A 25,632-nucleotide genomic window follows, 5' to 3' on the forward strand; every position below is an offset into this window, starting at 1 on the left:
AGATTCCTGATTATGTAAAATAACAAAAGTTCCAATTTTTCATTTCTGAAGAACTGGAACTAATCGACTCACTAATCATTGTGTTTATTAAATTCACTATTAGTTCTTTTTTCTTTCAAGATACGTCCATTATTCTAGTGAAGTTTAAACCAAAACTAGATCGAGGGTCAAATATACTGGTATCTACTTCTATCATCACTATCATCATACACATAAAACATATCATAGTCATTGTATATAAATAGGTGTCCATATGGCTTTTCTCTCCTAAAAAATATAGTAATTATTATAAATTATATTAATAATCTTGATATACTTCTTGGACTAGCATCCATACAGCTGACCTATTTTATTTGAGGAGTCACTTTGTAAGAAAGTTAGTACAACATAATTTCTATTATATCTATAATTTATTTTATATCATTCTTTTCTATAGTGTCTGAATAGGGTACGCATAACAAGTGGAATAAAGGTCAATATCAGACCCATAATAAATAATTCAAGCCATGCAAGAAATGAGTACAATTTAGACTTTTCTTGGAACAACAGCAAAGAAATAAAGTATTCTGATTTTCATTTTGATTAAGTTTTGTATCCGACAATGTGTCATTTTCCATATTAGTTTTGCTGTTTTTGCATTGATTGTTGCTTTTCTATTTAGATCTAAGCACGTCTACTACTACTAGCGGTCGTGTCATCTTTTCTATTATAAAAAAGATGAGTTCTTATAAAACTCATCATACTGTCAGTTTTTAGTAAAAAAAGTTTACGAAAAGAGCCTTATTTTTTTACTTCAGCCAAACTTCACTGAGCAATTTAATACCTGGTTCAATATCATCTATGTCCATGCTAGCAAAACCTAAAATAAATTCCTTTCGTTCTTCTTTTGGTGATTGAAACCAAGTGAATGTAGCTGAGGCAATATTTATACTTGCATGTTTTGCTAAATCAATAAGCTCTCTTTCCGTTTTTGCGCTATGAACCTTTATTAAGAGATGAAAGCCTGCATCTTCACCTAAGATAATTGCTTTTTCTCCAAAATGAGTTTGAATCGCAATTATTGTCTTGTCGTGTTTCTTTCTATAAATATTTCTCATTTTGGCAATATGTCTAGCTAAATAGCCTTCCTTTATAAAAACCTCTAGCGTTTTTTGGTGAATTGGCGAAGATGATTGTTCAAATAATAGCCGCTGCTGTATTAAGTGAAATGTAGAAACTAGTTTTTTTGGCAGCACCATATAGTTAATACAAAAGGCTGGGGCTAACACTTGCGAAAAACCACCTAAATAAATAACATTTGTGTCGGGTAGTAACCCTTGTAATGACGGTATTGGTCTTCCATGATAACGAAACTCACCATCGTAGTCATCTTCAATAATATAGCCATCATGTTGTTTTGCCCATTCTAGCAATTTGAGGCGTTTCGAGACAGGCATGATCATACCACGTGGATACTGATGTGAAGGTGAAACACAAACGATTCTTGACTTACTATCATATAAATGCTGAAGGCTAATCCCATCTTTCTCTAATTCAATTGGTGAAATTTGAAAGCCTTGCTGCTTAAAAGTGGATCGAAATAAAATATACCCTGGGTTTTCAACTGCAACATTTAAAGAATATTCTTGTAGCATTTGACTAATAAAATTGAGCAGGGCATATTGGTCTGCTGCTATGACAACCTGATCTGAAGAACATTGAACCCCTCTGTATTGATACAAATATTTTGCAATTTCATTTCTCAGCCCTTCTTCTCCTTGTGGATCTCCATAAAAAAGTAAATCTTTGTTTTCATGGCGCATAACCTGGTTAAAAAGTCTACGCCACGTTTGAAAAGGAAATGCATTAAAATCATTTTTCGATAAATGAAAATCATATTTATAGACTTGTTTTGGTGTATAACCTTTTACTTTTGCAGTATCAAAAAGATTAACTTGATTATCATATATTGTATTCGGTAGGCTTTTAACATAATATCCACTCTTGGGTTTACTAATAATGTAACCTTCATCTATAAGCTGATGATATGCAAGCTCTACTGGCGTCGTACTAATAGCAAGTAAATCTGCCATCTTTCTAATAGATGGAAGACGCGTATTTTCTGTAATAGTTTGACCGACAATTTCTTGCTTCATATATTCATATATCTGAACATAAAGAGGCATGTTACTGTTTTCATCTAATTTTGGGAGCAGTATCATCTAATCATCCTTCTTCCACATCTGTCCTTTTCAATTATTATAAACTGCACATTTTTATATATACAATTTACTGATATACTCTTGCTAAATGAACAAGGAGGAATAGACTATGACATCAAATCAACAGCCCCCAGTTCGCTTCTTAACTGGAAATAAAGTTTATTTACGCCCATTGGATGTAGAGGATAGTGAAATATATTTCCGCATGCTATATAACTCAGAAACAAGAAGACTAACAGGTACACAGAGGAGTTATACACGAAAAGAAATTAATAGCTATATTGAGAGCAAATCCGGAGATTCTTCATCAATTATTTTATTAATTGCACTAAATGCTTCGGATGACATAATCGGTGACATCGCCTTACAGGATATTGATACTATTAACCGCAGTGCTAGCATACGCATTGCTATAGATGCTGATCAACATCAAGGTAAAGGTTACGGAAGTGAAGCGATTTCCTTAATGTTGGAATACGGATTCGGACTATTAAACCTTCATCGTATCGAACTGGAGGTATTTTCGTTTAACAAACGAGCATTACATGTTTATGAGAAATTGGGGTTTAAAAAAGAGGGTATACAACGGGACAGACTATATTACGATCATCAATACCATGATGCTATTTTAATGAGTATGTTAGAGGATGAATATCGATTAAGTAAAAAAGATTAGCAGAATCAATCAAATATACTCTTTTATCGGAGTATATTTGATTGATTTATATAACCATCCTAATAGCTAGGCTTTTCACAACGACATTGCTAAGAAATCATCAATTTGTTTTTTATGATGTATATCATGATCTACCATGCTTGAAAGATAATCACATAAAGTTAAATGCTCTTTACCTTTACATGGTTGATTAAATTTTTCTACAGGAATATGATTTATTATAGAAACCAATTCTTTACGAACTGAAATAAATTCACCTATTAAATCATTCTTTAAAATACCCGACCTAGCATAGTCAGAAGCTTTTTTATTCATACCTTCAACATCAACTTCTATTTTTGGAAAAGCTTCTCCTCCCACTAAATAACAGAGCCTATTCTCTATTAAAAATATATCCCATAACTTGAAATGAGAGATAATGTCAGCTGTAGCCCAAGACCCCTTTTTAATAGGCTTGAGCCATAATTCCTCTCTCATATTATTTAATGACTGACTCCAGTCAGTTAACATTAATTTTTTCTTAATTATATAATCTTTACACATCTTATCCTCCTTAACACCTGCTTAGCTTAGTTACAATCGAAATTGCACGATCATTTACGTCTATCAACTTCCAATCCTATTTTTCCTACAATTAAATTGCATATTACTCTATAAAATATGCTTCGATTCATGATGTTTTAATTCCTGCACATTAACAAAATGATCATAAAACCCTTTTTATTGACCATTCATTTTTCTAGTAATCTCGGATACGAAAGCTAGCATCAGTTGCACGAGAAAGTAGAGCTTGACATATCATGTCGAACATTTATTGAAGGATTAATTGTGTCTTTATTGAAATTTAATACGTATCATTTTATAAGGAGGGAATGCTATGGATACCATTCAAGAAGTGTTGGACCGATATTATAAGTCTTGGAATGAGGGATTTAAAAGTAAAAATGGAGATGACATTAGAAAATATTTGTCAAAAAATTTTATAGGGTTTTGGGGAAATTCAAACCTTAATCATCCCGAACAATATGACTACAATTATGATATTAATGCAGCCTTACAACAATATGATGAGAATACTGAAATGACATTGGAACCCCTTTCTATTACAGAACGTAATAATGGAGATGAACATATCATTTTAGGCAAAAAGGTTAGCATAATAAATGGTTCACCTGCATATGCGAAATGCATGTTTATTTGGAGACGAGAAGAAAACAATTGGAAGTTACTTAGAGAATTCATTGAGATAGAGAAATAACATACAAGTTACTCCCTGCGCATCAATTTACGTTATTCTTAATCACACACCTACGACATAACCATTACATAGAACGATTCGTAGCTCCATATAAGACTCTTTTCGTAAACTTTGGTGTTATTGTTATCATTACCATAAACAGTCGTCTTTATTGTTAGTCTTCGTTGTACAGAGGAAAAGCTGTCACGAACTCTTGTTGTACGAAAAACAACAATCAATACGAAAACAGCCTTTAAAGAAAAAAATCGGGGCTGTTTCTTGTCGTTTTTGCATAGATAGTTAACTAGAAATTAACTTAACTTCACTAACTTGTTACTAAGTGTATCGTACTTTGCAGTCATCTATGATACTATTACGATTAATAACCAGTATTAGTATATATAACCAATTATTACTATAGATTTTTTTTTCATTTCCACCCATACTTACAACTATATTACTGGGGTTTTATGAGGTGCTTTATATATGAAACATTTACGTAACTTTTTCTATTTTGGTTTTGAACAGGCACGGTCCTGCGTCTTTCCCGTTATTATTTTTCTTTCCCTTGCACTTACAAAATTTATTGAAATTCCCTTTATTGCTCGATATGACCTTATACTGCTCATTTGCGTAATAACTCAAATTTTATTAGTAATATTTAAGTATGAAACTGCAGATGAAGTTAAAGTTATTTTTGTTTTCCATTTAATTGGACTTGCTCTTGAGTTATATAAGGTTCATATGGGATCATGGTCTTACCCTGAGAACGCAGTTACAAAAATATACGGTGTTCCTCTGTATAGCGGGTTTATGTATGCAAGTGTAGCTAGTTATATGTGTCAGGCATGGAGGAGATTTGATTTAAAATTGAACAGTTGGCCTCCTTCATGGATTGTAATCATTTTAGGAGCTGCAATCTATTTTAATTTTTACACACATCACTTCATCTTTGATGTTCGCTGGGTATTAAAGCTTACAATTCTCTTTGTTTTCCTTAAAACATTCGTATCCTTTACGGTTAACAAAACAATTTATCAAATGCCTCTAGCACTTTCTTTTATCCTAATAGGATTTTTTATTTGGATTGCAGAGAATATCGCTACCTTTTTTGGTGCATGGGCGTATCCGAATCAAGAACAGACATGGGAGATTGTGCATATTGGAAAAATCAGCTCTTGGCTCCTACTTGTTATTGTCAGCTTCATGATCGTTGCTGAGCTTAAACATGTAAAAAACAACAGGAAACCGTCAAGTGAAATATCCATTTAAAGAGAAGAAAACTCCACTTGGAGTTTCCTTCTCTTTTTTTAATAACTTGTCTCCATTTTAACAGCCACATCATATACCTGAATGTTTATGTAATGTTCAATATTGCTGCTGTGTGTCACTATACCTTTTTAACAAATTCTGATTTTAACTTCATAGCCCCAAGGCCATCAATTTTACAATCAATATCATGATCTCCTTCAACTAGACGAATGTTCTTTACTTTGGTCCCCATCTTTACGACTAATGAGCTACCTTTAACTTTAAGGTCTTTAATGACTGTTATAGAATCACCGTTTTTCAAGACATTCCCATTCGAATCTTTAATCACCTTCTGATCTTCATTATTTTCGACGTCTCCCTCAGAACTCCACTCATGAGCACATTCTGGGCACACTAGTAGAATCCCATCTTCGTACGTATATGGTGAATTACATTTCGGACAATTTGGCAAGCTCATTTATTTTCCTCCATCCATTCCTATAAGTTGAACGATAGAAACCATATTATCATTTCTTATCGATCGCGTTAACATTGTATTACATTTACTAAGGCTTTTTTAACTTTGTTGATATTGTAATTTAAAATAGGCAGTATGATGAGTTTTATGAGTGCACATAGATTTTAAAAATAGAAAAAATGCCACGAACGTTAATCAAAATCGTATTTAGCTCAATTTACGACAAACAACAATTAATGCGAAAACATCGATTGCTAAGGCTTTTTTAACTTTGTTGCTGTTGTTATTAAATTAATACCATTTAGAAAACAGCCTTTACAAAAACGTAGAATTCTCCCCTTTCACAACCCAAATAATAACAATTACGAAAAACAAACTAACTTCTAATATTCGTTTTTCATTTTAAATATAGATGTAATTGTAAAATTCATTAATATATTATAGAATATTCAGAATAATAAGTTATTAATAAGGAGCTGATTCGAAATGGAGAATATATTTAACCTACAGGAGCTGATGAATAAATTCAAAGGCTCAGAACACTCATATAATGAGTTTTTTAATACCTCTTCAATGAGTGTAGGTATATATGAGCTAAAAGCTGGTGAGATTGATACTCAACAACCACATACAGAGGATGAGCTTTATTTTATCATAAGTGGTGAATCACAAATGTTCGTCGGTGAGAATCACTTTACAGTTAAGGACGGATCTTTTGTATTTGTAGAGAAAAATGTGAAACATCAATTTTATGACATAAAAAAAGACCTTACCGTCATCGTAATTTTTTCACCAGCAGAGTACACTCTTGCAAAATGATAACATTGCATAACATAACCATTTTTCAAATAGATAAGTTATAACTCCCTTCTCTTGACAAACATACCAATTAGTTTGTAAATTCAATATGAAATGTAAAATGTAAGCTTTTAATTTTGTAGATCAACATCAATCATGTTATTCTCGAGTATAGTAATAAACATTCAGATCATCTAGTTCAAAGAGAAGAGGGTCATCATGAATAAGGAAGAAAACTTAACAATGTCAAAGCGTACATTATCGGAAATTTTAGCGCAAACTGTTAAGACTGGGATTATAAAATCCAATCTGTTTCCTATGTTTGCTGGGTTGACATTGGCTTTATATACGTATCAATTGAGTCTCATTGAGAAAGTACCAGAAATAATTTATGCTACCATCGGTTCTATTTTAGTAATGGGTGCGGCTGGAGCTTTTAATAACTTGTATGACAGAGATATTGATTCAATAATGGAAAGAACAAAAAACAGACCTACTGTGACAGGAGAAATACAGCCTAAGACCGTTCTATGGTTAGGTAGCTTCATGTCCATCATTGGAATAATAATATTATCATTAGCGACTCCATTAGCAGCACTTCTCGGGTTTTTGGGCTTGTTTTTTTATGTTGTCCCCTATACGATGTGGAGCAAAAGAAGAACAATTTACAATACAGAAATTGGAAGTATTTCTGGAGCAATGCCTCCACTTATAGGTTGGGCTGCTATTTATCCAGATGTTACACACCCTGCTATTCTCGGTCTTTTTGTCATTACAGTTATTTGGCAAATGCCTCACTTCTATGCTATTGCTATTCGGAAACACAGTGAATATCAAGCTGCAAATGTTCCAATGCTTCCAGTAATCAAAGGAGTTAAAAGAACATATATACAAACAAATGTCTACTTAGTTGTATTAATTTTAATTAGTTTTCTTTTCGTATCTTTAAGCACCGGGTTAATGCTCGTGGCACTTCTGTTAAGTATTTCATGGCTTGTTTTAAGTATTTATGGTTATAAAAGAATGGATTCGGAAAAATGGGCAAAGTCAATGTTTATATTTTCTCTTTTCCATATGACTATCTTATTTTCAACTGTAATCATCTATTCTCTCATGGGAATTTTATTTGACTTGTAAAACATATTGAAGATGGCATTAGTAACTTTCAAAGAAATTTACATTCCCAGTTCCAATATAAAAACAGCTATTCTTTATGCAGATAGTGGTTATGTATCAGCGTCGGCATTTTGGCACTCTTACCATTTTATGGAGATACTGATTTTAGACCTACTGTCACAAAGTTTAGCTGTTTTTCATCCTTAAAAATAACAATATTCCCCATCAACACACAACTACCTTAACAAAAGGTGTAAATGAGAACAGCTTAATTTTAGAAATTTAGTTGACTCCAGCTGATGAATCCCATATCCCTTGTATCTTTCGTATTTGAACAATTTGGCCAATATGATATGCATTATGAGTATTGAAGTTAGCTATCATTGAAGACCATGATGTACCAGACTCAATATGCGCTATGCTATAAAGTTTATCTTGATCACTTTCTTTCACGACAGCTATCCATTCAGACATGATGTTACAAAGATGAGATACGGCAGCTACCCATTCTTTGTTAGAATCATTCACCTTAGACAAATCAAACGTATCATCATTAACGACTTTACCTTGAGGTAGTGGACCTCCCTTAAAAAACTTCAAATATCGCTCATTCCAAAAAGTTAAATGGTTAACTATTTCCCATATGGAGTTGCTGTCCCCTTCTTTCCACATAGCCTGATCCGCTGAAACCCCTTCAAGGGCAACAGTAAGTGGTACAAACCAATTCTTTTGCTCATGACAAGTTATCATTTGTTCTAATAAAACTTCTTTTTGATCCAATTTAATCGTAGCCTCCTTTAAAGGACTATTTGATAATACATTTTATTATCTCCAAGCAGATTTCATGTTTATCATAGACACTTTTATTAAGGGTCGTTTCGTAAAATTTATTGTTTGAGTTTTATGAAACTTCAACAATTGTAAAAATAGTAAAGAAACGCTAGATGTACGTTCATATATCTAAGAACGAAAAGCAATAAACAAGCGAAAACAGCCTTTGTAACCGGACTCTTAAATTCAGAAAGTTAACAAGGTATCTCGAAAGATAGTTTATAAGTATGGAAAGAAACAACTGTATGTAAAACAGCGCTCCTTAAAAGTACTAAACACGTAAATTAGAAGTTACGGATATTTGTATATGTGTAATTACGAAGAGAATGTATTAAACAAGTTAGTTTTGATGTTCATGTTAATTAAACATGCAAAAAAATATAACTAAACTACCTAATATATCATTATTAATCTCTTTAATGATTGCTATTATACCAACTAGGAATCTCTCTTTTGAAATCGTCCCATTCATCTAGCGTTCTAAGTGTATGGCGCATAAGTTTATCCTTTTGATCTAAAGCAACTTGATGTCCCCATACTTCAGCAGAAATAATATGTATCGCTGCATATAAACGATGAAGTTGCCAAAATAATGTTGGCACACCATCCTGATGATAGCCATCGATGATACCACGAGCGTATGCTTGACTAATAGGTGTTGTGAAATACTCCATTTTATAAAATTCATGATAAGGGTCAGCAATAGTGATTTTCTGCCAATCAATCATACCAACAAGCTTTTTGTGCTTAACGATTATATTTGCAGGATGTAAATCGTAATGTTGAATAGCAACAGGGCGATTAGCCATTAATACTAGATTGTCCTTAATAAAGTCCAGAACTGAAAGGTGTCTTGACGAACTTTGAAAAATCTCTTTATATTGTGGTGAAAGTCGTTCAACACGTTTTGTCCAAAGCTCTTCCCAACATACTGAAGACTCAGCAATAGGTACAGCATGTAATTTAGTAAGCAGCTCCCCCACTTCCTTACCAAGTTCATACTGCTCATCTTCTGTTAACTTATCCATCATCAATTCTGCATTTTTACCTTTTACATAATCAACAATCATATAAGGTATTTCTTCCCATACACCTAAATCATATACATTTGGAACCTGACAACCAGACTCATATGCTTGCTCGATTAAATTAGCTTGCCAAGTCAAAGTTTCTATATTGCTCTTAGGATAGAATCTCAATAAATAACATTCATCAATTTTCCATTTTTCATCTTCAGAAAAGCCTTCATGAATTAATTTTGCATTTTTAGCATCCTTTAGAAATGGAATCGTATTAAACTTCAACTGATTCTCCCCCTTACTAATGTAAACTCCTCATCCTGCATACATATTTTTCCATATAAATTCTATTATAACAAAACAACACTCTTCAAGCATTAGTTGAAGAGTGTTTGTAATATCTTATTTCTTTTTTATTTCTTCCATCAACAGTTTGTTGACCATTGGTGGATTCGCTTGACCTTTTGTTTTTTTCATAATTTGTCCAACTAAGAAGCCAATGGCTTTTTCTTTCCCGCTTTTGAAGTCCTCAACTGATTGTGGATTTGCATCAAGCACTTCAACAACAATAGGAGTAAGCTGGGCTGGATCAGAGATTTGAACGAGGCCCTTTTCTTTAACGATTTTCTCGGCGTCTCCACCCTTTTCGATAAGCTCTTTAACGACTTTTTTAGCAATTTTTGATGAAATTGTACCGTTTTCTATTAGTTTGATCATGCTTGCTAACCCTTCAGGGGAAATAGCTATATCAGTGATTTCTTGCTGATTAGCATTTAAATAAGCGGATATTTCACCCATCATCCAGTTTGAAGCAAGCTTAGCGTCCGAGCCGTGGTTAACGGTAGCTTCGAAAAAGTCAGACATTTCCTTAGTTAGTGTAAGTACTTGTGCATCATAGGCAGGTAACCCAAGTTCTTCTACATATCTTTTTTGCCTTTGGTCTGGGAGCTCTGGAATTTCAGAACGTACGCGTTCCTTCCATTCGTCATCAATATGTAAAGCAACTAAATCTGGTTCAGGAAAATAACGATAGTCATCAGAACCTTCTTTGACGCGCATGAGCAACGTCTTTTTACTTGCTTCATCATATCTACGTGTTTCTTGCTCAATAATTCCACCAGAACGTAACACTGCTTCTTGGCGTCTTTCTTCAAATTCAAGACCCTTTTGAACAAAAGCAAATGAGTTTAAGTTTTTCAGTTCTGTCTTCGTACCAAATTCTTTCTGCCCAATAGGTCTCAATGAAATATTAGCATCACAGCGCAGTGAGCCTTCTTCCATTTTACAATCTGACACTCCAGTAAATTGAATAATGGATTTTAGTTTTTCTAAATATGCATATGCTTCCTCAGGTGTACGAATATCTGGTTCTGAAACAATCTCTACAAGTGGCGTTCCTTGACGGTTGAAATCAACTAATGAATAGCCGCCCCCAGAGTGTGTTAATTTTCCTGCATCTTCTTCTAAATGCAAGCGGGTAATGCCAATTTTTTTCTTTTGACCGTTTACTTCTATTTCAATCCAACCGTTTTCTCCTATTGGTTTGTCAAATTGAGAGATTTGGTAAGCCTTTGGATTATCCGGATAAAAATAATTTTTACGGTCAAATTTAGTATGTGTTGCTACTTCACAATTTAGTGCCATGGCTGCCTTCATTCCAAATTCGACTGCCTGCTTATTCAACACAGGTAGCACACCCGGGTAACCAAGGTCAATTACACTCGTTTGCGTATTTGGGGGGGCACCAAAATCAGTCGGACTACTTGAAAAGATTTTTGATTTTGTCTTTAGTTCTACGTGGACTTCAAGCCCTATTACTGTTTCAAAGTTCATCTTCTTCTCACCCCTTACAATACTGGTTTTGCTTTATGATGGTCAGTTGCTTGTTCAAATGCATGTGCAACACGATAAACCGTTGCTTCATCAAAGTGTTTACCGATTATTTGTAAGCCTAGCGGAAGCCCGTTTGAGAGTCCACATGGAATTGAAATACCTGGTACTCCTGCAAGGTTCACTGGAATTGTGAGAATATCATTGGCATACATCGTTAATGGATCCTCAATATTTTCGCCTATTTTAAATGCTGGTGTTGGCGTTGTAGGGCCTATAATCACATCAAATTTTTCAAACACATCTTCAAAATCTTTTTTAATTAATGTCCGAACTTGCTGCGCTTTTTTATAATATGCGTCATAATATCCTGAGCTTAGTGCAAACGTACCAAGCATGATACGTCGCTTTACTTCTTCGCCAAAGCCTTCGCTACGAGTTTGCTTGTACATGTCGATTAAGCTTTCAGCATTATCCGTTCTGTAACCATAACGCACCCCATCAAAGCGTGCAAGATTAGCCGAAGCCTCAGAAGACGAAAGTAAGTAATACGTAGCTAATGCGTATTTTGAATGTGGAAGTGAGACTTCTTCCCATGTAGCACCTAAGCCTTCAAGAACTTTTAGCGCTTCGAGAACTGACTTACGAACATCTTCAGATACACCTTCACCAATATATTCAGTTGGAACAGCAATTTTCAACCCTTTTACATCTCCAGTTAAGGAAGATATAAAATCTGGCACTTCAACGTTAGCGGAAGTAGTATCCATTTGATCATGCCCTGCAATTGCTTGTAATAAATAAGCGTTATCCTCTACAGTACGTGTAATTGGTCCGATCTGATCCAATGATGATGCGAAAGCTACTAAGCCAAAGCGAGACACCCTACCATATGTCGGTTTAAATCCAACAACTCCACAAAATGCTGCTGGCTGACGTATTGATCCTCCCGTATCAGAACCAAGTGAAAATAGTACTTCACCTGCTGCAACTGCAGTTGCTGAGCCACCACTTGAACCTCCAGGTACATGGTCAGTATTCCACGGGTTTCTTGTTACATGAAAACCAGAATTCTCATTCGAAGATCCCATCGCAAATTCATCCATATTTAACTTACCAATTGTAACTGTTTCAGCATCATATAACTTTTTAACAACAGTAGCATCATAAATCGGATCAAAGTTTTCTAGGATTTTACTCGCGCATGTTGTACGAAGATTTTTTGTGACGATGTTATCCTTAAGTCCTATTGGAAGTCCGAATAAAAGGCCATATTCATCCTTATTCCCAATCGCTTCATCTAATTGTTTCGCATATGCACGTGCATTTTCTTCATTTAATGTTAAAAAGGAATTGACTTTATCTTCAACCTCGTTAATTCGTTTATACGACTCATCAACAAGATCTGTAACTGTAATATCTTTTTTGTGTAAAAGTTTATGTAATTCTGATACTTTATGATCAAATAATGACATGCCTCGCCCCTCCTTATTCTATAATTGATGGCACACGTACTTGTCCACCTTTGTGATCAGGCGCATTTTTTAACACCTCATCGATAGGTAAACCTTCTTTTGCAACATCTTCTCGTAAAACATTCGTCATGCTTAACACGTGAGAAGTTGGTTCAATATTTGTTGTATCAAGTTCATTTAACTCTTCAGCAAAAGAGATAATTGCATCAAGCTGATTCGTAAACCTCGCTGCTTCCTCTTCTGTAATCGCTAATCGTGCTAAGTTTGCTACGTGCTTCACTTGATCGACTGAAATCCTTGACATATAAAGTCACCTCCATTGGTTGTTCGACCGTTCACAATATACTGATAATATCAAATTTTAGCCCATTAAAGCAATAGAAGTATACAATTCCAGTCAAAATAATCACTTCACTCTACCTTAATTAATAAGAAAATTGTGCTATTGAGACTAATTTAGGACAGCAGCAACTAAATTTATGCAATTGATCTCCATTTAAATGAGCAAAGAAGCCACGAATGCTTCGTTTATTTGTTTATTTTAGTAGTAAAAGCAACAAATCAATGCCAAAGCAACCGTAAAAAACACGGAATCTCATCATATAGATTCCGTGCTCCGCTTAAAATTCTAGCCAGTTAGCTAAAAAATCACTATAATCCTTCTGAAAATAAGCATTAAAAAATGAAACAAATTTTGTAGTCGTAACATATTCGTATTGGAACTCCGAATAATATGCTGATAAAAACTTAACAGCTTCTTCATGCCCTCCGTTTGTTTGGAAGAACGCCCATAACTCAAGGGGCACTTTCCCGTATAGTGTTCCCGTATAACTATTAGTAAATTCATCTAAACTTAAATTAACTTTTTCTTCGGTTTCATTTAAAGTTGATACGCGTTTTGCAAATTCAAAACTAAAGTCTTCATCTTTTGTTTGCTCATAAAAATATACAGTCGTTGCAAATTCCGTCATTCCTTCATCTAACCATGCATCATGATATGGATCATTTGAAACGAGATAATAAAACCATTGATGTGCAATTTCGTGAATAATTGTATGCAATGATTGTTCACGTAGAGCATCAGACACTTCCACTACATTTGGATATTCCATCCCACCATCGTTACCAATCAAATCTAATTCTTCAAATGGATAATCACCAATGTTCTTTTCAAAATAATTAAAGCCTTTTTCAGCTTCTTTCATACCTTCTTGTAAGAGGTCATCAGCATCAACAGGTACAAATAAACGTAAATTTGTATCATTTACCTTAATGGAAGTTGTTAGCCATTCATTAGGCTCTAATATGCCTATATAGAAATCTTTTATTTTTTCTCCATGAAGCGTTCCAGAGGTAGAAGGTTTTGCTTCACCATCTGGTGCAGAGCTTACAACGAAGTATTCCTTTGGTAACTTATAAGAAATCGTGTAATTCCCGTATGGGGTATGATAAGATTCTCCTCTCGCCATATAATTCTCAATATTCCAGCCTTCTTGATAGTGAGCTATCATTGGATACCAATGTGCTAAATAATAATTGCCGTTTTTTTGAGAGAGGCGAAGGCCCTTTTCAGGTATTTCTAGTGTGTAGTCTATAGAAATCGTTGAAGTTAGTCCCGAGTTTATTTCTTCATTTAGTTGAATAAACAAATTATTATTATGTAAGTCATACGTAGCCTCTTGTCCATTTTGATCCACTGACAAGATTGACACTTCCGCTTTGCCCTCTATGAATTCTGGTTTATTTTCTTCGATAAAGGCATTAGGAACTAAATAAAAGGCTACATCGTGCCAAACATCATCTGAAAGATTTTCCACATCAATTGTTGATGATATATGAAAAACGCCTTGATCATCTAAAGTTAACGAAATGTCGTAATCAGCTGAAGCACCCGGCAAAGGTGCAAGAACATTATATGTTGGCTCCTCAATTTCTTCAACCTGCTCATTTTGATTGTCAGCTTCTTCTACTTGCTCATCTTGGGTGTCAGCTTCTTCTACTATCTCGCTTTCTATGTTATTTTCATTCATAGGTTCGTCGTTATTCATTGTTGTCTCTGTTGTTTCTCGAACATATAAAAATGCTCCTATTGCTATAACTATAATAATAACTATAAAAATAGGTACTAAAATGGTTAATTTTCTTTTTGTCATGTTTATCCCCTTCCTAATTTATATACAATTCGACACATAATTGTAAAATCCTTCAAATTCTATAACGTGCATGAAAAAAGAACTTAGATGATTTCTAAGTTCTAAGAAAAATGAATCTCTTTTACACTTGCTATTTTTGCAAACCATTGTAATACACCATTATGATGATCAATAATTTGTTGAGCTGTTAACTCATTCGATCCCCAAGTACTATGCCCATCAGAAACTAACGTAATATCAAACCCCCTACTAAAAGCTCGTCGACAAGTTGTGTCTACACAAATATCGGATTGGATTCCTGCAATAACAAGATGATTTATTTTATTTTCCGCTAGTTTTTCAGCTAAGCTTGTATGAAAGAATGAATCTGGTGTAGTTTTTTGAATGATTTCATCAGTAGCCGTCGGCTCTATTGCTGAATGGATTTCCCAACCTTGTGTTCCTAATTCCAACGGATGTCCTTCACGTCCATTATGTTGAATGTAAATGATTGGTACAGATATCGATCTAGCTCGTAAAATTAGTTGTTTCAATGTTTTTAATAGACATGAGGCTTTGTAAACTGGGTCTTTTTCAGAAAACATACCATTTTGTACATCAATAATAAGTAAGGCTGAGTTGTTCATTTTTTAACCTCCATTTTTTTAAGATCTAGACAACGTTCAAGTATTTTCTTCACAAAAAATTAGATCAAGACTTTGTTTACTTGCCTCAATTAACTTCCTATCATTGTGATCATAACCGTACATAAGAAGTATGATTGTCGTAAATACAGCTTTAAATTTTGCTAACAATAAAGTTTCTTCATCAACTTTTCCATAATGGCTAAAAAATACGCTCCTGCCTTCAGGAGGTAAAAAGCTATATACAATACTTAAATCAACAGCAGGGTGCCCGATATGAACGTCACCCCAATCAATGAACCCTGAAACTGTGTTATTCTCATTTACTAGTATATTACGAATATGAATATCACCATGTACAAGTGTGCTTTTTGGCTCAACATCAATATGATCAACTTGCTCTATGTATAACATTAATGATGAGACTTGATCATATAATTTTAGCGTTTTTATTTGATCTATATATTTTTCTGCAACCGGCTTTCTTTTCCTAATATCTAATCGTTTTAGTTCATCAAACGGTACACCTAACAATCTAGCTTTTTCTTCAGGAAAGTCATGGAGAGAGCGGAGAAAAGTTGCTAGTATTTTTGCAGAGTTCATTCTTTCAAGCTTTGACAAAGTATTTGGCGGTGTACCTTCAACACGATAATACCCAGTAAAAGGCCACGGATACTTTCCAGTAACACTTTTTCCAAAGAAAATAGGATGTGATATCGCTTGTGGAAGAACTGACGATAAAATAGGAAGTAAGCTATTTTCTGTATTTAATAAATCTACTGCGATCGTTCTTCGTGGAAATCGAAAGACATACTTTTCATTAACAAGATAAACAGTATTATCAAAACCTTTACCCATTAATGAAACCGTAACAGGATATAGATCCGGAAATTGTGTTTCAATTAAATCCTTTGCAAGCTTAGGTGACACTACTTGTTCAGCATCCCACGGATTGGTCATACGTTACACCTCCAAGTAATATCAATATTTTACACAAGATTGGTAATTTCTATATAAAACAGTTTTAAACAAACGTTTGTTTAAATATTTGTTAACTTTTCAAATTCTCAAGTACAAGTACTTCAGTTCCTACCGTGACAAACGACATGCTATGAAAGAATCATTGAAATATCACATTATTTCGTGTATAAACAATACACAGGCATTAAACATCATAGATAAATCAACATGGAGGAATCGAATGCAATATCATACTCATCTAGCATTTTCAGGAATGGTAGGGTTATCAATGATGGATTGGGCTCAAGTTCCTGACCCAACATCATATTTTTTTGGGCTAGCCATTGGCGCTCTCCTACCAGACATCGACCATCCAAAAAGCAAAATAAGTAACAAAGTTCCGATCCTACCATCAATTATTTCAAGGTTCTTTACTCATAGAACATTTTTTCATAGTCTACTCTTTGTAGGAATATTAACTTTTTTATATGGCTTATTACCTGCTTCACTCGTGACAGGAATCATATTTGGAACAGCTTCACATATCTTAGGCGATATGCTTACACCAGCTGGGGTAAAGCTTTTCTATCCATTTGGACTTTATATTCGTTTACCATTAACTTTTAAAACAGGAGGCAGCATCGAACAAATTTGTTTCTTTACGTTTATTTTTATCTCGTACAAGCTTATATCCTAAATTATACTTTTTCCCACTACAGGAATCTCATCTATATGTGGTTTTTGAACATTAGATTATAGCATAGCTTGAACATCGGTGAATGAGGTGGAAACTCTACTCCACCTCATTGAAAGATCTCACCTCTTGAAGTAATAAACTTAATTAAAATAAACAGGAAAAACCAAATTAATGATCACTTAATAACAACATATACCATTTGCCCACCATCTATATTCACTTCACTCATCTGCTTTCACCTAAGAAGGATACAAACTTTTGCTAAAACAGTCTTATGTTTTTGAACTATGAATATAATATTCTACAAAGAATCCATTCTTATAGCTTTACATTTTATTATGTAAATTGTATAGGGGGGTAAGTAATATGTGGTGGATTTTATTAATTATTTTTATCATTTTAGTATTACTAGTTATTGTCAACTTGTCCTTAAGAGACAATAATAAAGATGATAAACCTCACCGTTTTCCTAGTGATTATGATGGTGGTGGAGGTGGTATCTAAATATACCTTTAACGATTTGAGCTTAGTAATAACAAGTAAAGGATATTTTCATAATTTTCACTTGAAAGTTAGCACTAATGTGTATTAGAGACTTTAAATGTGAAAAGATCCCCCTAAAATGTAATCTTGTTTACCTTTATTACGAAAAGCAACAATTAATTCGAAATCAACCAAAGTAAAAGAAAAGAGCTAGTTACCTACTTTCATTAAATTTACCATACTAATCTTCAAATCGTATAAAAATAATAACGATTTCTTTCTCTTTTGAAATTGTTTTTCTCATACAGTCTCTGAGCTGTTATGTTATCTTCTGCTGTTTCAAGTACTCCCTTTGCTCCAATATCTTCAGCAAAGGTTATCGCTCTCTTTAGTAATTTTTCGCCAATCCCTTTACCTCTCGCAGCTTCTTTCACATACAAATCATTCAACACCCATGTCTTCCTCATATTTATAGAGGGAAATGATGGATATACTGAACAAAACCAAGAGGATCTTCTCCATTAAAAGTAATAAATATGACTGATTCTTAATTAATCAACCTTTCTTGTAAAAACTTTCTTGCACCACCAACATCAGACTTTTGCTTACCGAATACCCGATACAAATCAAATAATTCCATTAACACTTAAAGCTCACTTACTGTTGCCTTAAGAATCTTCCTAAACCATAATCCTCCATTTTCCTTCAATGGTTTTACTTTACCATTTATTGATAATAAAATGATAGTAATTCTATTAAACATCTATAGTTCATTTCATTCCCTTTAATTAAACGCTATTCATATACTTTGTTTTTATTTTACATAAATACGGCAGCAATCGTTTTATTTGTCATTGTTGTACAATACTTAAAATGATTTAATCTCTTATTGTAACCATGTGTTTAAACATTAATACGAAAAACATCCTTCAACTACTACTTGAAATATAGAATGACGTTATTCAACTATCAGTTGATGTACACTAAATAATTAAACGGATACAATTAAAGCATCAAAAATCAAAGAGGTGATAGTTTTGTTTGACATGAATAAGGTTGGTAGAAAAATTGCACAATTTAGAAAGTCAAAAAGAATTACACAGATGGAGTTAGCAGATAAACTGGGAGTTAGCTTTCAAGCAATTAGTAATTGGGAATGCGGTAAAACGATGCCTGATATTTCTAAACTCCCTGAACTTGCTCAAATTTTTGATGTGACAATTGATGAGATTCTTAACAACGGAGACGGAACACAATTAATAAAAAATATAATAGAGGATAATACAGCTGAATATTTAGAACAAAATGATGTTTCTGTAGAAGAATTTTCAAATGTCGCACCCTTAATTCAAACAGATAGGGCTGATGAGGTTTTTCATACCATTAAAGGTAAGCTTTCAAATAAAGAGTTATCTTCTATTGCGCCTTTTGTTAGTCAAGAGGTTATTGATGATTGTGCTAAAAAAGAGTTTGAAATCAATGGTATTAACAGTCTTACAGCTATTGCCCCTTTTGTTAGTCAAGACGTTATTGATGATTGTGCTAAAAAAGAATTTGAGGTCAATGGTATTAACGGTCTTACAGCTATTGCGCCTTTTATTAATCAAGACGTTATTGATGATTGTGCTAAAAAAGAGTTTGAGGTCAATGGTATTAACGGCCTTACAGCTATTGCGCCTTTTATTAATCAAGACGTTATTGATGATTGTGCTAAAAAAGAATTTGAGGTCAATGGTATTAAAGGCCTTGCAGCTATTGCACCTTTTATTAATCAAGATATTATTGTTGATTATGCAAAAAAAGAGTTTGAGGTCAATGGTATCAAAGGTCTTACAGCTATTGCTCCTTTTATTACTCAAGATGTAATTGTTGATTATGCAAAAAAAGAGTTTGAGGTCAATGGCATTAAAGGTCTTACAGCTATTGCTCCTTTTATTACTCAAGACGTTATTAATGATTGTGCAAAAAAAGAGTTTCGTAGTAATGGAATTAAAGCTCTAACATCAATCGCACCTTTTTTAAGTAGTGATACGTTAAGTGACATCGCAAAATACAGCTATAATGAAAATGGTATAAGCTCATTAACCTCTATATGCCCTTTTATTGACAAGGAGTTGATCAACGAACTCGCTTTAGATGCTGTTTCAACGAAAGGAATTTCAGAGATATTACCGATTATTGCTTTTGTAGATCAAGATCTGATTAATGATTATGTTAAAAAAGGCATGGAGCTATGAGTTAGAAAAACTGTTCGATGTAAGAAGATCGTTTAATTACTATAACCTATATAAAAAAAGGGAGGATCAACGTTGACCTCCCTCTCTTTATAATAGATCGTTTTCGAATTGATTGTTGTTTTCTGTATTAAGAAATGAACATGCACACCCACTAACGTGTGTAGTATCTTTTAAAATGAAAGAGCGCATATAATCTCATTAAACTGTTTTAATTAAATATAAGTTTACGAAAAACTGTTTGCATAATAATTGTTACTTTTCGTATTAAAAAATAAATGCTTATAAACTATAAAAAAGTCAATTGCTTAAATTTATTTGTTCCTGTCCTAATTTAGTTTCAATGGCTACAAAGTTTACGAAAAAAGCATTTCGAAAAGCCCCTTATACTAATACATGATAAATCCCATTGCTTTACGAACTTCAGCAATAACCAATTCAGCCGATTTTTCTGCCTTCTTTTGCCCCATTTTTAAAATATCAATTACATCAACATCTGAGTATTGTACTTTTTGTTCTTGAAAGGGAGCTAAAATATTAATAATAGATTGAGAGAGCATGTTCTTACACTCCAGACAACCGATTTCAGCATTTTTACACTGTTGTTGAATGTCCTCTACAATTTGTTTTTCTGTAAAATATGAATGTAAATGAAATACATTACACCCATCCTTAGTTGGATTACCCGGATCTGAACGGTATATTCTATTAGGATCTGTGTATGCTTTCTTGACCTTGCTTTGAATGATTTGTGGATGATCTGTCATACTAATATATGAATCATCTGAATCAGATTTACTCATCTTTCCTTTTCCAGATAAGGATGGAATTCTTACAGCATTGTCAATAATAGACTGTGGCTCAACAAAAACCTCACCATATAAATGATTGAACTTGCGGACGATCGTTCTAGCAATTTCTAAATGGACAAGCTGATCTTCTCCAACTGGCACTACCTCACCTTTATGAATCATTATATCTGCTGTCATGAGCACTGGATAACCAACTAAACCATAATTAACATTACTTGGATGCCGTTTTGCTTTTTCTTTAAATGTGGGGCAACGCATTAATTCTCCCATTGGCATAACCATGCTAAAGTATGTGTGCAATTCACATATATGTTTAGCAATTGAAGACTGTGCATACAACGTACACTTTGTTGGATCAAGTCCAGCCGATAAGTAATCGCGAGCAGCATTTATGACATTCTCTCTTAATCTTTCACCTTGACGATGAGTTGTTAATGAGTGAAGATCAGCTATAAAATAATGGGCATCATACTTATTTTGCAGTTCGATTAACCCTTTCATTGCACCATAATAATTCCCTACATGTATATTTCCCGTTGGTCGTATACCCGACACTAATTTAGTCATCAAAATCCCTCCATTGATAAATATGAATGTTGTTATATGCCATTACATTTAACCTACACCACCAACCATCTTCCATAAAAAATCACTCCTTTCAGTGTTGATGAATTTAATCAAGCTAATTGCTTTAGTTTACTGTCCTTTGGACGCTTTCTGTCCAAAAGTGGGCGTTTACTGTCCAATTTGGGTGGTTTACTATCCTAATACGGGCGCTTTCTGTCCAAACACGAGCGTTTACTGTCCAAATACGGGCATTTACTATCCAAATACCGCTACTTACTATCCAAATACGGGCGTTTACTATCCAAACTTGGACTTTTACTATCCAAACACGGGCGTTTACTATCCAAACACAGGCATTTACTATCCAATACCACCGCTTTCTATCCAAATACCACCGCTTTCTATCCAAATACCGCTACTTACTATCCAAACTTGGACTTTTACTATCCAAACACGGGCGTTTACTATCCAAATACCGCCCCTTACTATCCAAATACGGGCGCTTTCTGTCCTAACGCAGCCGCTCTCCGCCCAACTTGGGCACATTACTGTCCAAACACGAGCGCTTTCTGTCCAACTTGGACACTTTACTATCCAAAAGCGGGCGCCTTCTGTCCAAACACCTTATTCTCAATTGGTTCGAGAAGATACTCCCCTCTTGTAAACTAAAAAACCGCGGGCCTCTGTCCTTATAAAAGGACGAGAAACCCGCGGTACCACCTTCATTAGCTTTTCATACATACGAAAAAGCCCACTTCACAAACATATCGGTACAACGTATTGTACGAATATGCGCCTCTTTAACGCAGAGGCATGGTCGCCAAAGCCTACTTGAGCAAATCTTTCGGTTTGGAGCTCAGGAGCCCATTCAGTACAACTTCCGTTACTGACTTGCACCTGCCGTCAGCTCTCTAAAACTTCCGTCATACTTACTCTTCTTCTTCATTGCTTCTTCGAGAATTCATAATTCTGAATTCTTCTTTTGTTGTTAAAAAATATTACCATATGCCACGGAAAAAAACAACAGAAGGTGGCTCAAAAAATGCTGATCGCAGCTCTACAGTTTGATTTTAAAACCCCACAGTTAGAACCCCAGATTCAGATTTTGAGTCACCTTCGTATACGATCATATAAAATGTTTATCAGAAAAAATTATAGCGTTTCTGACGTTGTTTTTGCTTGCATGTGAAGTAGTAAGTAATCAGGTCCGCCTGCTTTTGAGTCTGTACCTGACATATTAAATCCACCAAATGGCTGATAACCAACGATTGCACCTGTGCAACCACGATTAAAATATAGGTTACCTACATGGAAATCTTCACGTGCTTGCTCAATATGGTCTCGGTTATTAGAAATAACTGCACCAGTTAAACCATAATCTGTATTATTAGCAATATCCATCGCATGATCGAAATCTTTTGCCTTACAGAATGCAACGACTGGTCCAAAGATTTCTTCCTTCATAAGACGAGCATCTTCTGCAACATCTGCTACTACAGTAGGTTTAATAAACCAGCCAGTTGAGTCATCACCTTCACCACCAGCAACGATCTTACCTTCTGATTTAGCAATTTCAACATAGCTCATCACTTTGTCAAAAGCAGCTTGGTCATTTACAGGACCCATAAACATACCATATTCAGCCGGATTCCCAACTGATAATTCTTTCGTAAGCTCTACAACTCTATCTAATACTTGGTCATATGCTTCTTCAAGAATAACAGCACGAGAGCAAGCTGAACATTTTTGACCTGAGAAGCCAAATGCTGAAGCAACAATTGATTGTGCTGCTAATTCTAGGTCAGCTTCTTTATCTACTACTATCGTATCTTTTCCACCCATTTCAGCAATAACACGCTTTAACCAAAGTTGTCCATCGTGAACTTTTGCTGCGCGCTCATTAATACGTACACCTACATCACGAGAACCCGTGAAACTAATGAAACGTGTACGAGGGTGATCCACCAAATAGTCACCAACTTCTGCACCACTACCTGGAATGTAGTTTACAACGCCTGCTGGAAGCCCTGCTTCTTCTAGTACTTCCATGAACTTCGCTGCAACAACTGGTGTTGTGCTAGCTGGTTTTAATAAAACGGTATTCCCAGATACAAGTGCAGCTGTTGTCATACCAGCCATAATTGCAAACGGGAAATTCCACGGTGATATGATGACACCTACTCCAAGAGGTATGTAGTTGTATCGATTATATTCAATTTTGCGACTTTCAATTGGAACGCCGTCTTTTAACGATAGCATTTGACGTCCATAATATTCCAAGAAATCAATAGCCTCAGCAGTGTCAGCATCTGCCTCTCTCCAAGGTTTACCTGCTTCTTTAACAAGTAATGCTGAAAACTCATGCTTACGACGACGAATGATTGCCGCAGCACGGAATAAAATGTCCGCTCGCATTTCTGGCTTTGATTTACGCCATGTTTTAAATGTTTCGTCAGCAACTTGCATTGCTTTTTCAGCAAGTTCTTGATTAGCTTTTGATACAGTACCAATTAGTACATCTTTTTGTGCAGGATTTACTGAAGTGATTTTATCCTCAGTTGTAATTCGTTCCCCACCAATGATTAATGGATAATCTTTACCTAAATAAGATTCAACAGTTGCAAGCCCTGCTTCAAATGCTTGTTTGTTTTCCTCTACAGTAAAGTCAACAAATGGTTCATGCTTGTATGGTAATACCATTTTTCGTTCCTCCCCACTGTTTTAAGCGTTTACACACATTACATTTACCATTCTAACTGATAAAATCAGTTACATCAAACATCGTGAAAATAGTCGGAATTTTAAAAAGAATAGTACACTTTGACTATGCTCTTTTTAATAAGGTTATAATCAAATTACACGTAAAATAAGAGAGCTTGTAACATCATCGTTCTGTTTAGACGGTAGCTGTCCATGTAACCGTTTTTTAGAAGATAAGATGTTACGAAACTCTCATTGTATTTTCGTGTTTGTTTCTGAGAAGTGATAACAGGCTTATTATTGAAATATATGAACGAAAGGTTCTTCTTCACCAGCTTCACGAATAACAATACTCTCTTGACCTCTAACTGATGATATATACATCTGCAAGGATATATAGTTAGGGAATATTTCCAATGCCTCATTTGTAACGTATTGCGTAAAGCCAATGACTTCTGACTTACCGTAAAATTGCATCGGTATTTCTACCGTCATTTGTTGAAGGGTATCGTCTTTGTAAAACCCTTTGCCAATAATGCCTGTGTAATTTGGAAAAAATTGAGCAATGCTATCTTTAAGCCTATTAAATGTAACGACATCCTCGCGATGTTCGTTTTCAGCTTCGTCGGAAGGAAATAAATAATATTGTTCATTAATATCGGACCATTTATCAATAGATGAACTATCTGCTTTAACATTTCCCTGCGTAAAGAAATTTCCGGGTACAATCGAAGATTTGCTTTGTTGTTCAAATAATGCGACAACAATTGGAATATTCCCGAGCCCGTCTATTAATTTCACTCGTCTTACAACTTCTTCGGCAATCTTCTTACCCTCTTTCTCAAGCACAGATCGGTCAATGCTAACTTCTCTATCATATCCTTGTTCTTGTTTGAAATAATGAACCGAATTTAATGCAAGACCTATGACAATCCCGCCTAATTCAACAGTTTGTTCATCTTTCTCTACTAAATAATTATGTTCCAATATGTGTGCAAGATAGATAGGGCTTTCTTGATTTAAATCTGTTAGAGTTGCATCAGCAGTCTTATCAATACTAGGGTTTAGCCCTAAATCTACAAAATTTTGATCCTCGTTAAGTTTTTCTTGAAGCTGTTCTGGTGTCAATTTTCGATTTAACCAGCTTTGGACCGTCTGGCGATCTAAATATTGTCCTTCTTGGAAAAAATATTCATCTGGAGAAAAGGTATCTTGTGCAATGCGCATAAGTCCTCGTTCCACTTCATCTATGTCATATCGTGTATTCAGGCCTGAAACAACCAGCCCTCTTGATTCACTTGGTTTGATTTGATTATCCTCAGTTAAAACTGTTCGATAAAATTGATCAGAAATTTGATACTTAGGAATGATTGCTTGTTCAGTTGTATCTTCTGATTCATTAACAATTTCTTGTTGTTTCTCAAACTTCGGTGCACACGCAGAGAGTAGTAATAATGTTGATAAAGTTAAGGCAATAATTTTCCGCAATAT

General features: G+C 34.5%; 23 protein-coding genes and 1 other annotated feature. Of the genes, 8 read left to right on the forward strand and 15 right to left on the reverse strand.

The genetic code is table 11. The annotated features are described in order from the left end of the window. Positions 1-788 precede the first annotated feature (788 nt). A complete protein-coding gene (pdxR, locus tag V1503_RS07990) occupies positions 789-2,201 on the reverse strand; it encodes a MocR-like pyridoxine biosynthesis transcription factor PdxR (protein ID WP_410626142.1) in 1,413 nt (470 codons plus the stop codon). 109 nt (positions 2,202-2,310) lie between these two features. Between pdxR and V1503_RS07995 the strand changes: the two genes are divergently transcribed. Then, positions 2,311-2,877, forward strand: a complete 567-nt coding sequence (locus V1503_RS07995; RefSeq protein ID WP_410626144.1) for a GNAT family N-acetyltransferase — start codon at positions 2,311-2,313, stop codon at positions 2,875-2,877. 75 nt (positions 2,878-2,952) lie between these two features. Here V1503_RS07995 and V1503_RS08000 read toward each other — a convergent pair whose 3' ends face one another. Next, positions 2,953-3,420 carry a DinB family protein gene (locus V1503_RS08000; protein ID WP_410626146.1) on the reverse strand — a complete coding sequence of 156 codons (468 nt, stop codon included), beginning with the start codon at positions 3,418-3,420 and terminating at the stop codon, positions 2,953-2,955. A 334-nt stretch (positions 3,421-3,754) separates the two neighbouring features. Between V1503_RS08000 and V1503_RS08005 the strand changes: the two genes are divergently transcribed. Next, the gene (locus tag V1503_RS08005) at positions 3,755-4,135 is read left to right on the forward strand and encodes a DUF4440 domain-containing protein (protein ID WP_410626148.1); all 381 of its coding nucleotides are present in this window, start codon (positions 3,755-3,757) and stop codon (positions 4,133-4,135) included. A gap of 465 nt (positions 4,136-4,600) precedes the next feature. Then, positions 4,601-5,386 carry a DUF817 domain-containing protein gene (locus V1503_RS08010; protein ID WP_410626150.1) on the forward strand — a complete coding sequence of 262 codons (786 nt, stop codon included), beginning with the start codon at positions 4,601-4,603 and terminating at the stop codon, positions 5,384-5,386. Between the two features lie 118 nt (positions 5,387-5,504). Here V1503_RS08010 and V1503_RS08015 read toward each other — a convergent pair whose 3' ends face one another. Continuing rightward, positions 5,505-5,843, reverse strand: coding sequence for a zinc ribbon domain-containing protein YjdM (locus V1503_RS08015; protein WP_214483960.1), 339 nt, complete (start codon positions 5,841-5,843; stop codon positions 5,505-5,507). Positions 5,844-6,329: 486 nt separating this feature from the next. Between V1503_RS08015 and V1503_RS08020 the strand changes: the two genes are divergently transcribed. Then, positions 6,330-6,662 carry a cupin domain-containing protein gene (locus V1503_RS08020; RefSeq protein ID WP_214483959.1) on the forward strand — a complete coding sequence of 111 codons (333 nt, stop codon included), beginning with the start codon at positions 6,330-6,332 and terminating at the stop codon, positions 6,660-6,662. A 198-nt stretch (positions 6,663-6,860) separates the two neighbouring features. Further along, entirely contained in the window at positions 6,861-7,778 is a 918-nt protein-coding gene (gene cyoE / locus V1503_RS08025) for a heme o synthase (RefSeq protein WP_410626153.1), read from the forward strand. Between the two features lie 261 nt (positions 7,779-8,039). On the opposite strand, the gene V1503_RS08030 is transcribed toward cyoE, so the two are convergent. From V1503_RS08030 to V1503_RS08065, 8 genes are all read right to left on the reverse strand, one after another. Next, positions 8,040-8,537 (reverse strand): DinB family protein, encoded by a 498-nt coding sequence (locus V1503_RS08030; RefSeq protein ID WP_410626155.1) that lies wholly within the window; start codon positions 8,535-8,537, stop codon positions 8,040-8,042. A gap of 467 nt (positions 8,538-9,004) precedes the next feature. After that, positions 9,005-9,892, reverse strand: a complete 888-nt coding sequence (locus tag V1503_RS08035) for an aminoglycoside phosphotransferase family protein (RefSeq protein ID WP_410626157.1) — start codon at positions 9,890-9,892, stop codon at positions 9,005-9,007. Positions 9,893-10,009: 117 nt separating this feature from the next. After that, on the reverse strand, positions 10,010-11,440 hold the full coding sequence (gene gatB, locus V1503_RS08040; protein ID WP_410626159.1) for an Asp-tRNA(Asn)/Glu-tRNA(Gln) amidotransferase subunit GatB: 1,431 nt from the start codon (positions 11,438-11,440) through the stop codon (positions 10,010-10,012). Positions 11,441-11,454: 14 nt separating this feature from the next. Beyond that, a complete protein-coding gene (gene gatA, locus V1503_RS08045; RefSeq protein WP_410626161.1) occupies positions 11,455-12,912 on the reverse strand; it encodes an Asp-tRNA(Asn)/Glu-tRNA(Gln) amidotransferase subunit GatA in 1,458 nt (485 codons plus the stop codon). Positions 12,913-12,925: 13 nt separating this feature from the next. Next, complete coding sequence (gatC, locus tag V1503_RS08050) at positions 12,926-13,216, reverse strand: Asp-tRNA(Asn)/Glu-tRNA(Gln) amidotransferase subunit GatC (protein ID WP_410626163.1); 291 nt, start codon at positions 13,214-13,216, stop codon at positions 12,926-12,928. A 316-nt stretch (positions 13,217-13,532) separates the two neighbouring features. Beyond that, positions 13,533-15,065: a M1 family metallopeptidase gene (locus V1503_RS08055; protein ID WP_410626165.1), complete on the reverse strand. Its 1,533-nt coding sequence runs from the start codon at positions 15,063-15,065 to the stop codon at positions 13,533-13,535. A 101-nt stretch (positions 15,066-15,166) separates the two neighbouring features. Further along, the gene (locus V1503_RS08060; protein ID WP_410626167.1) at positions 15,167-15,691 is read right to left on the reverse strand and encodes a cysteine hydrolase family protein; all 525 of its coding nucleotides are present in this window, start codon (positions 15,689-15,691) and stop codon (positions 15,167-15,169) included. A 36-nt stretch (positions 15,692-15,727) separates the two neighbouring features. Continuing rightward, positions 15,728-16,648 carry a phosphotransferase gene (locus tag V1503_RS08065; RefSeq protein ID WP_410626169.1) on the reverse strand — a complete coding sequence of 307 codons (921 nt, stop codon included), beginning with the start codon at positions 16,646-16,648 and terminating at the stop codon, positions 15,728-15,730. A gap of 241 nt (positions 16,649-16,889) precedes the next feature. Between V1503_RS08065 and V1503_RS08070 the strand changes: the two genes are divergently transcribed. Both V1503_RS08070 and V1503_RS08075 read left to right on the forward strand, forming a co-directional pair. Beyond that, the gene (locus V1503_RS08070) at positions 16,890-17,345 is read left to right on the forward strand and encodes a metal-dependent hydrolase (RefSeq protein WP_410626171.1); all 456 of its coding nucleotides are present in this window, start codon (positions 16,890-16,892) and stop codon (positions 17,343-17,345) included. A gap of 366 nt (positions 17,346-17,711) precedes the next feature. Next, a complete protein-coding gene (locus tag V1503_RS08075; RefSeq protein ID WP_214484006.1) occupies positions 17,712-17,849 on the forward strand; it encodes a hypothetical protein in 138 nt (45 codons plus the stop codon). A 227-nt stretch (positions 17,850-18,076) separates the two neighbouring features. Here V1503_RS08075 and V1503_RS08080 read toward each other — a convergent pair whose 3' ends face one another. After that, entirely contained in the window at positions 18,077-18,277 is a 201-nt protein-coding gene (locus V1503_RS08080) for a GNAT family N-acetyltransferase (protein ID WP_410626174.1), read from the reverse strand. Positions 18,278-18,874: 597 nt separating this feature from the next. Here V1503_RS08080 and V1503_RS08085 point away from each other — a divergent pair. After that, positions 18,875-20,065: a helix-turn-helix domain-containing protein gene (locus V1503_RS08085; protein ID WP_410629411.1), complete on the forward strand. Its 1,191-nt coding sequence runs from the start codon at positions 18,875-18,877 to the stop codon at positions 20,063-20,065. 386 nt (positions 20,066-20,451) lie between these two features. Here the strand turns inward: V1503_RS08085 and trpS are convergent, their stop codons facing one another. From trpS to V1503_RS08100, 3 genes are all read right to left on the reverse strand, one after another. Beyond that, on the reverse strand, positions 20,452-21,441 hold the full coding sequence (gene trpS / locus V1503_RS08090) for a tryptophan--tRNA ligase (RefSeq protein ID WP_410626176.1): 990 nt from the start codon (positions 21,439-21,441) through the stop codon (positions 20,452-20,454). Between the two features lie 692 nt (positions 21,442-22,133). After that, positions 22,134-22,396: a binding site (T-box leader), on the reverse strand. Between the two features lie 197 nt (positions 22,397-22,593). Beyond that, positions 22,594-24,141: an L-glutamate gamma-semialdehyde dehydrogenase gene (pruA, locus tag V1503_RS08095; RefSeq protein WP_214484574.1), complete on the reverse strand. Its 1,548-nt coding sequence runs from the start codon at positions 24,139-24,141 to the stop codon at positions 22,594-22,596. 297 nt (positions 24,142-24,438) lie between these two features. Beyond that, complete coding sequence (locus V1503_RS08100) at positions 24,439-25,629, reverse strand: CamS family sex pheromone protein (RefSeq protein ID WP_410626179.1); 1,191 nt, start codon at positions 25,627-25,629, stop codon at positions 24,439-24,441. Positions 25,630-25,632: the final 3 nt, after the last annotated feature.

The organism is Nanhaiella sioensis, assembly GCF_046557775.1.
GTDB lineage: Bacteria > Bacillota > Bacilli > Bacillales > SM2101 > Nanhaiella > Nanhaiella sioensis.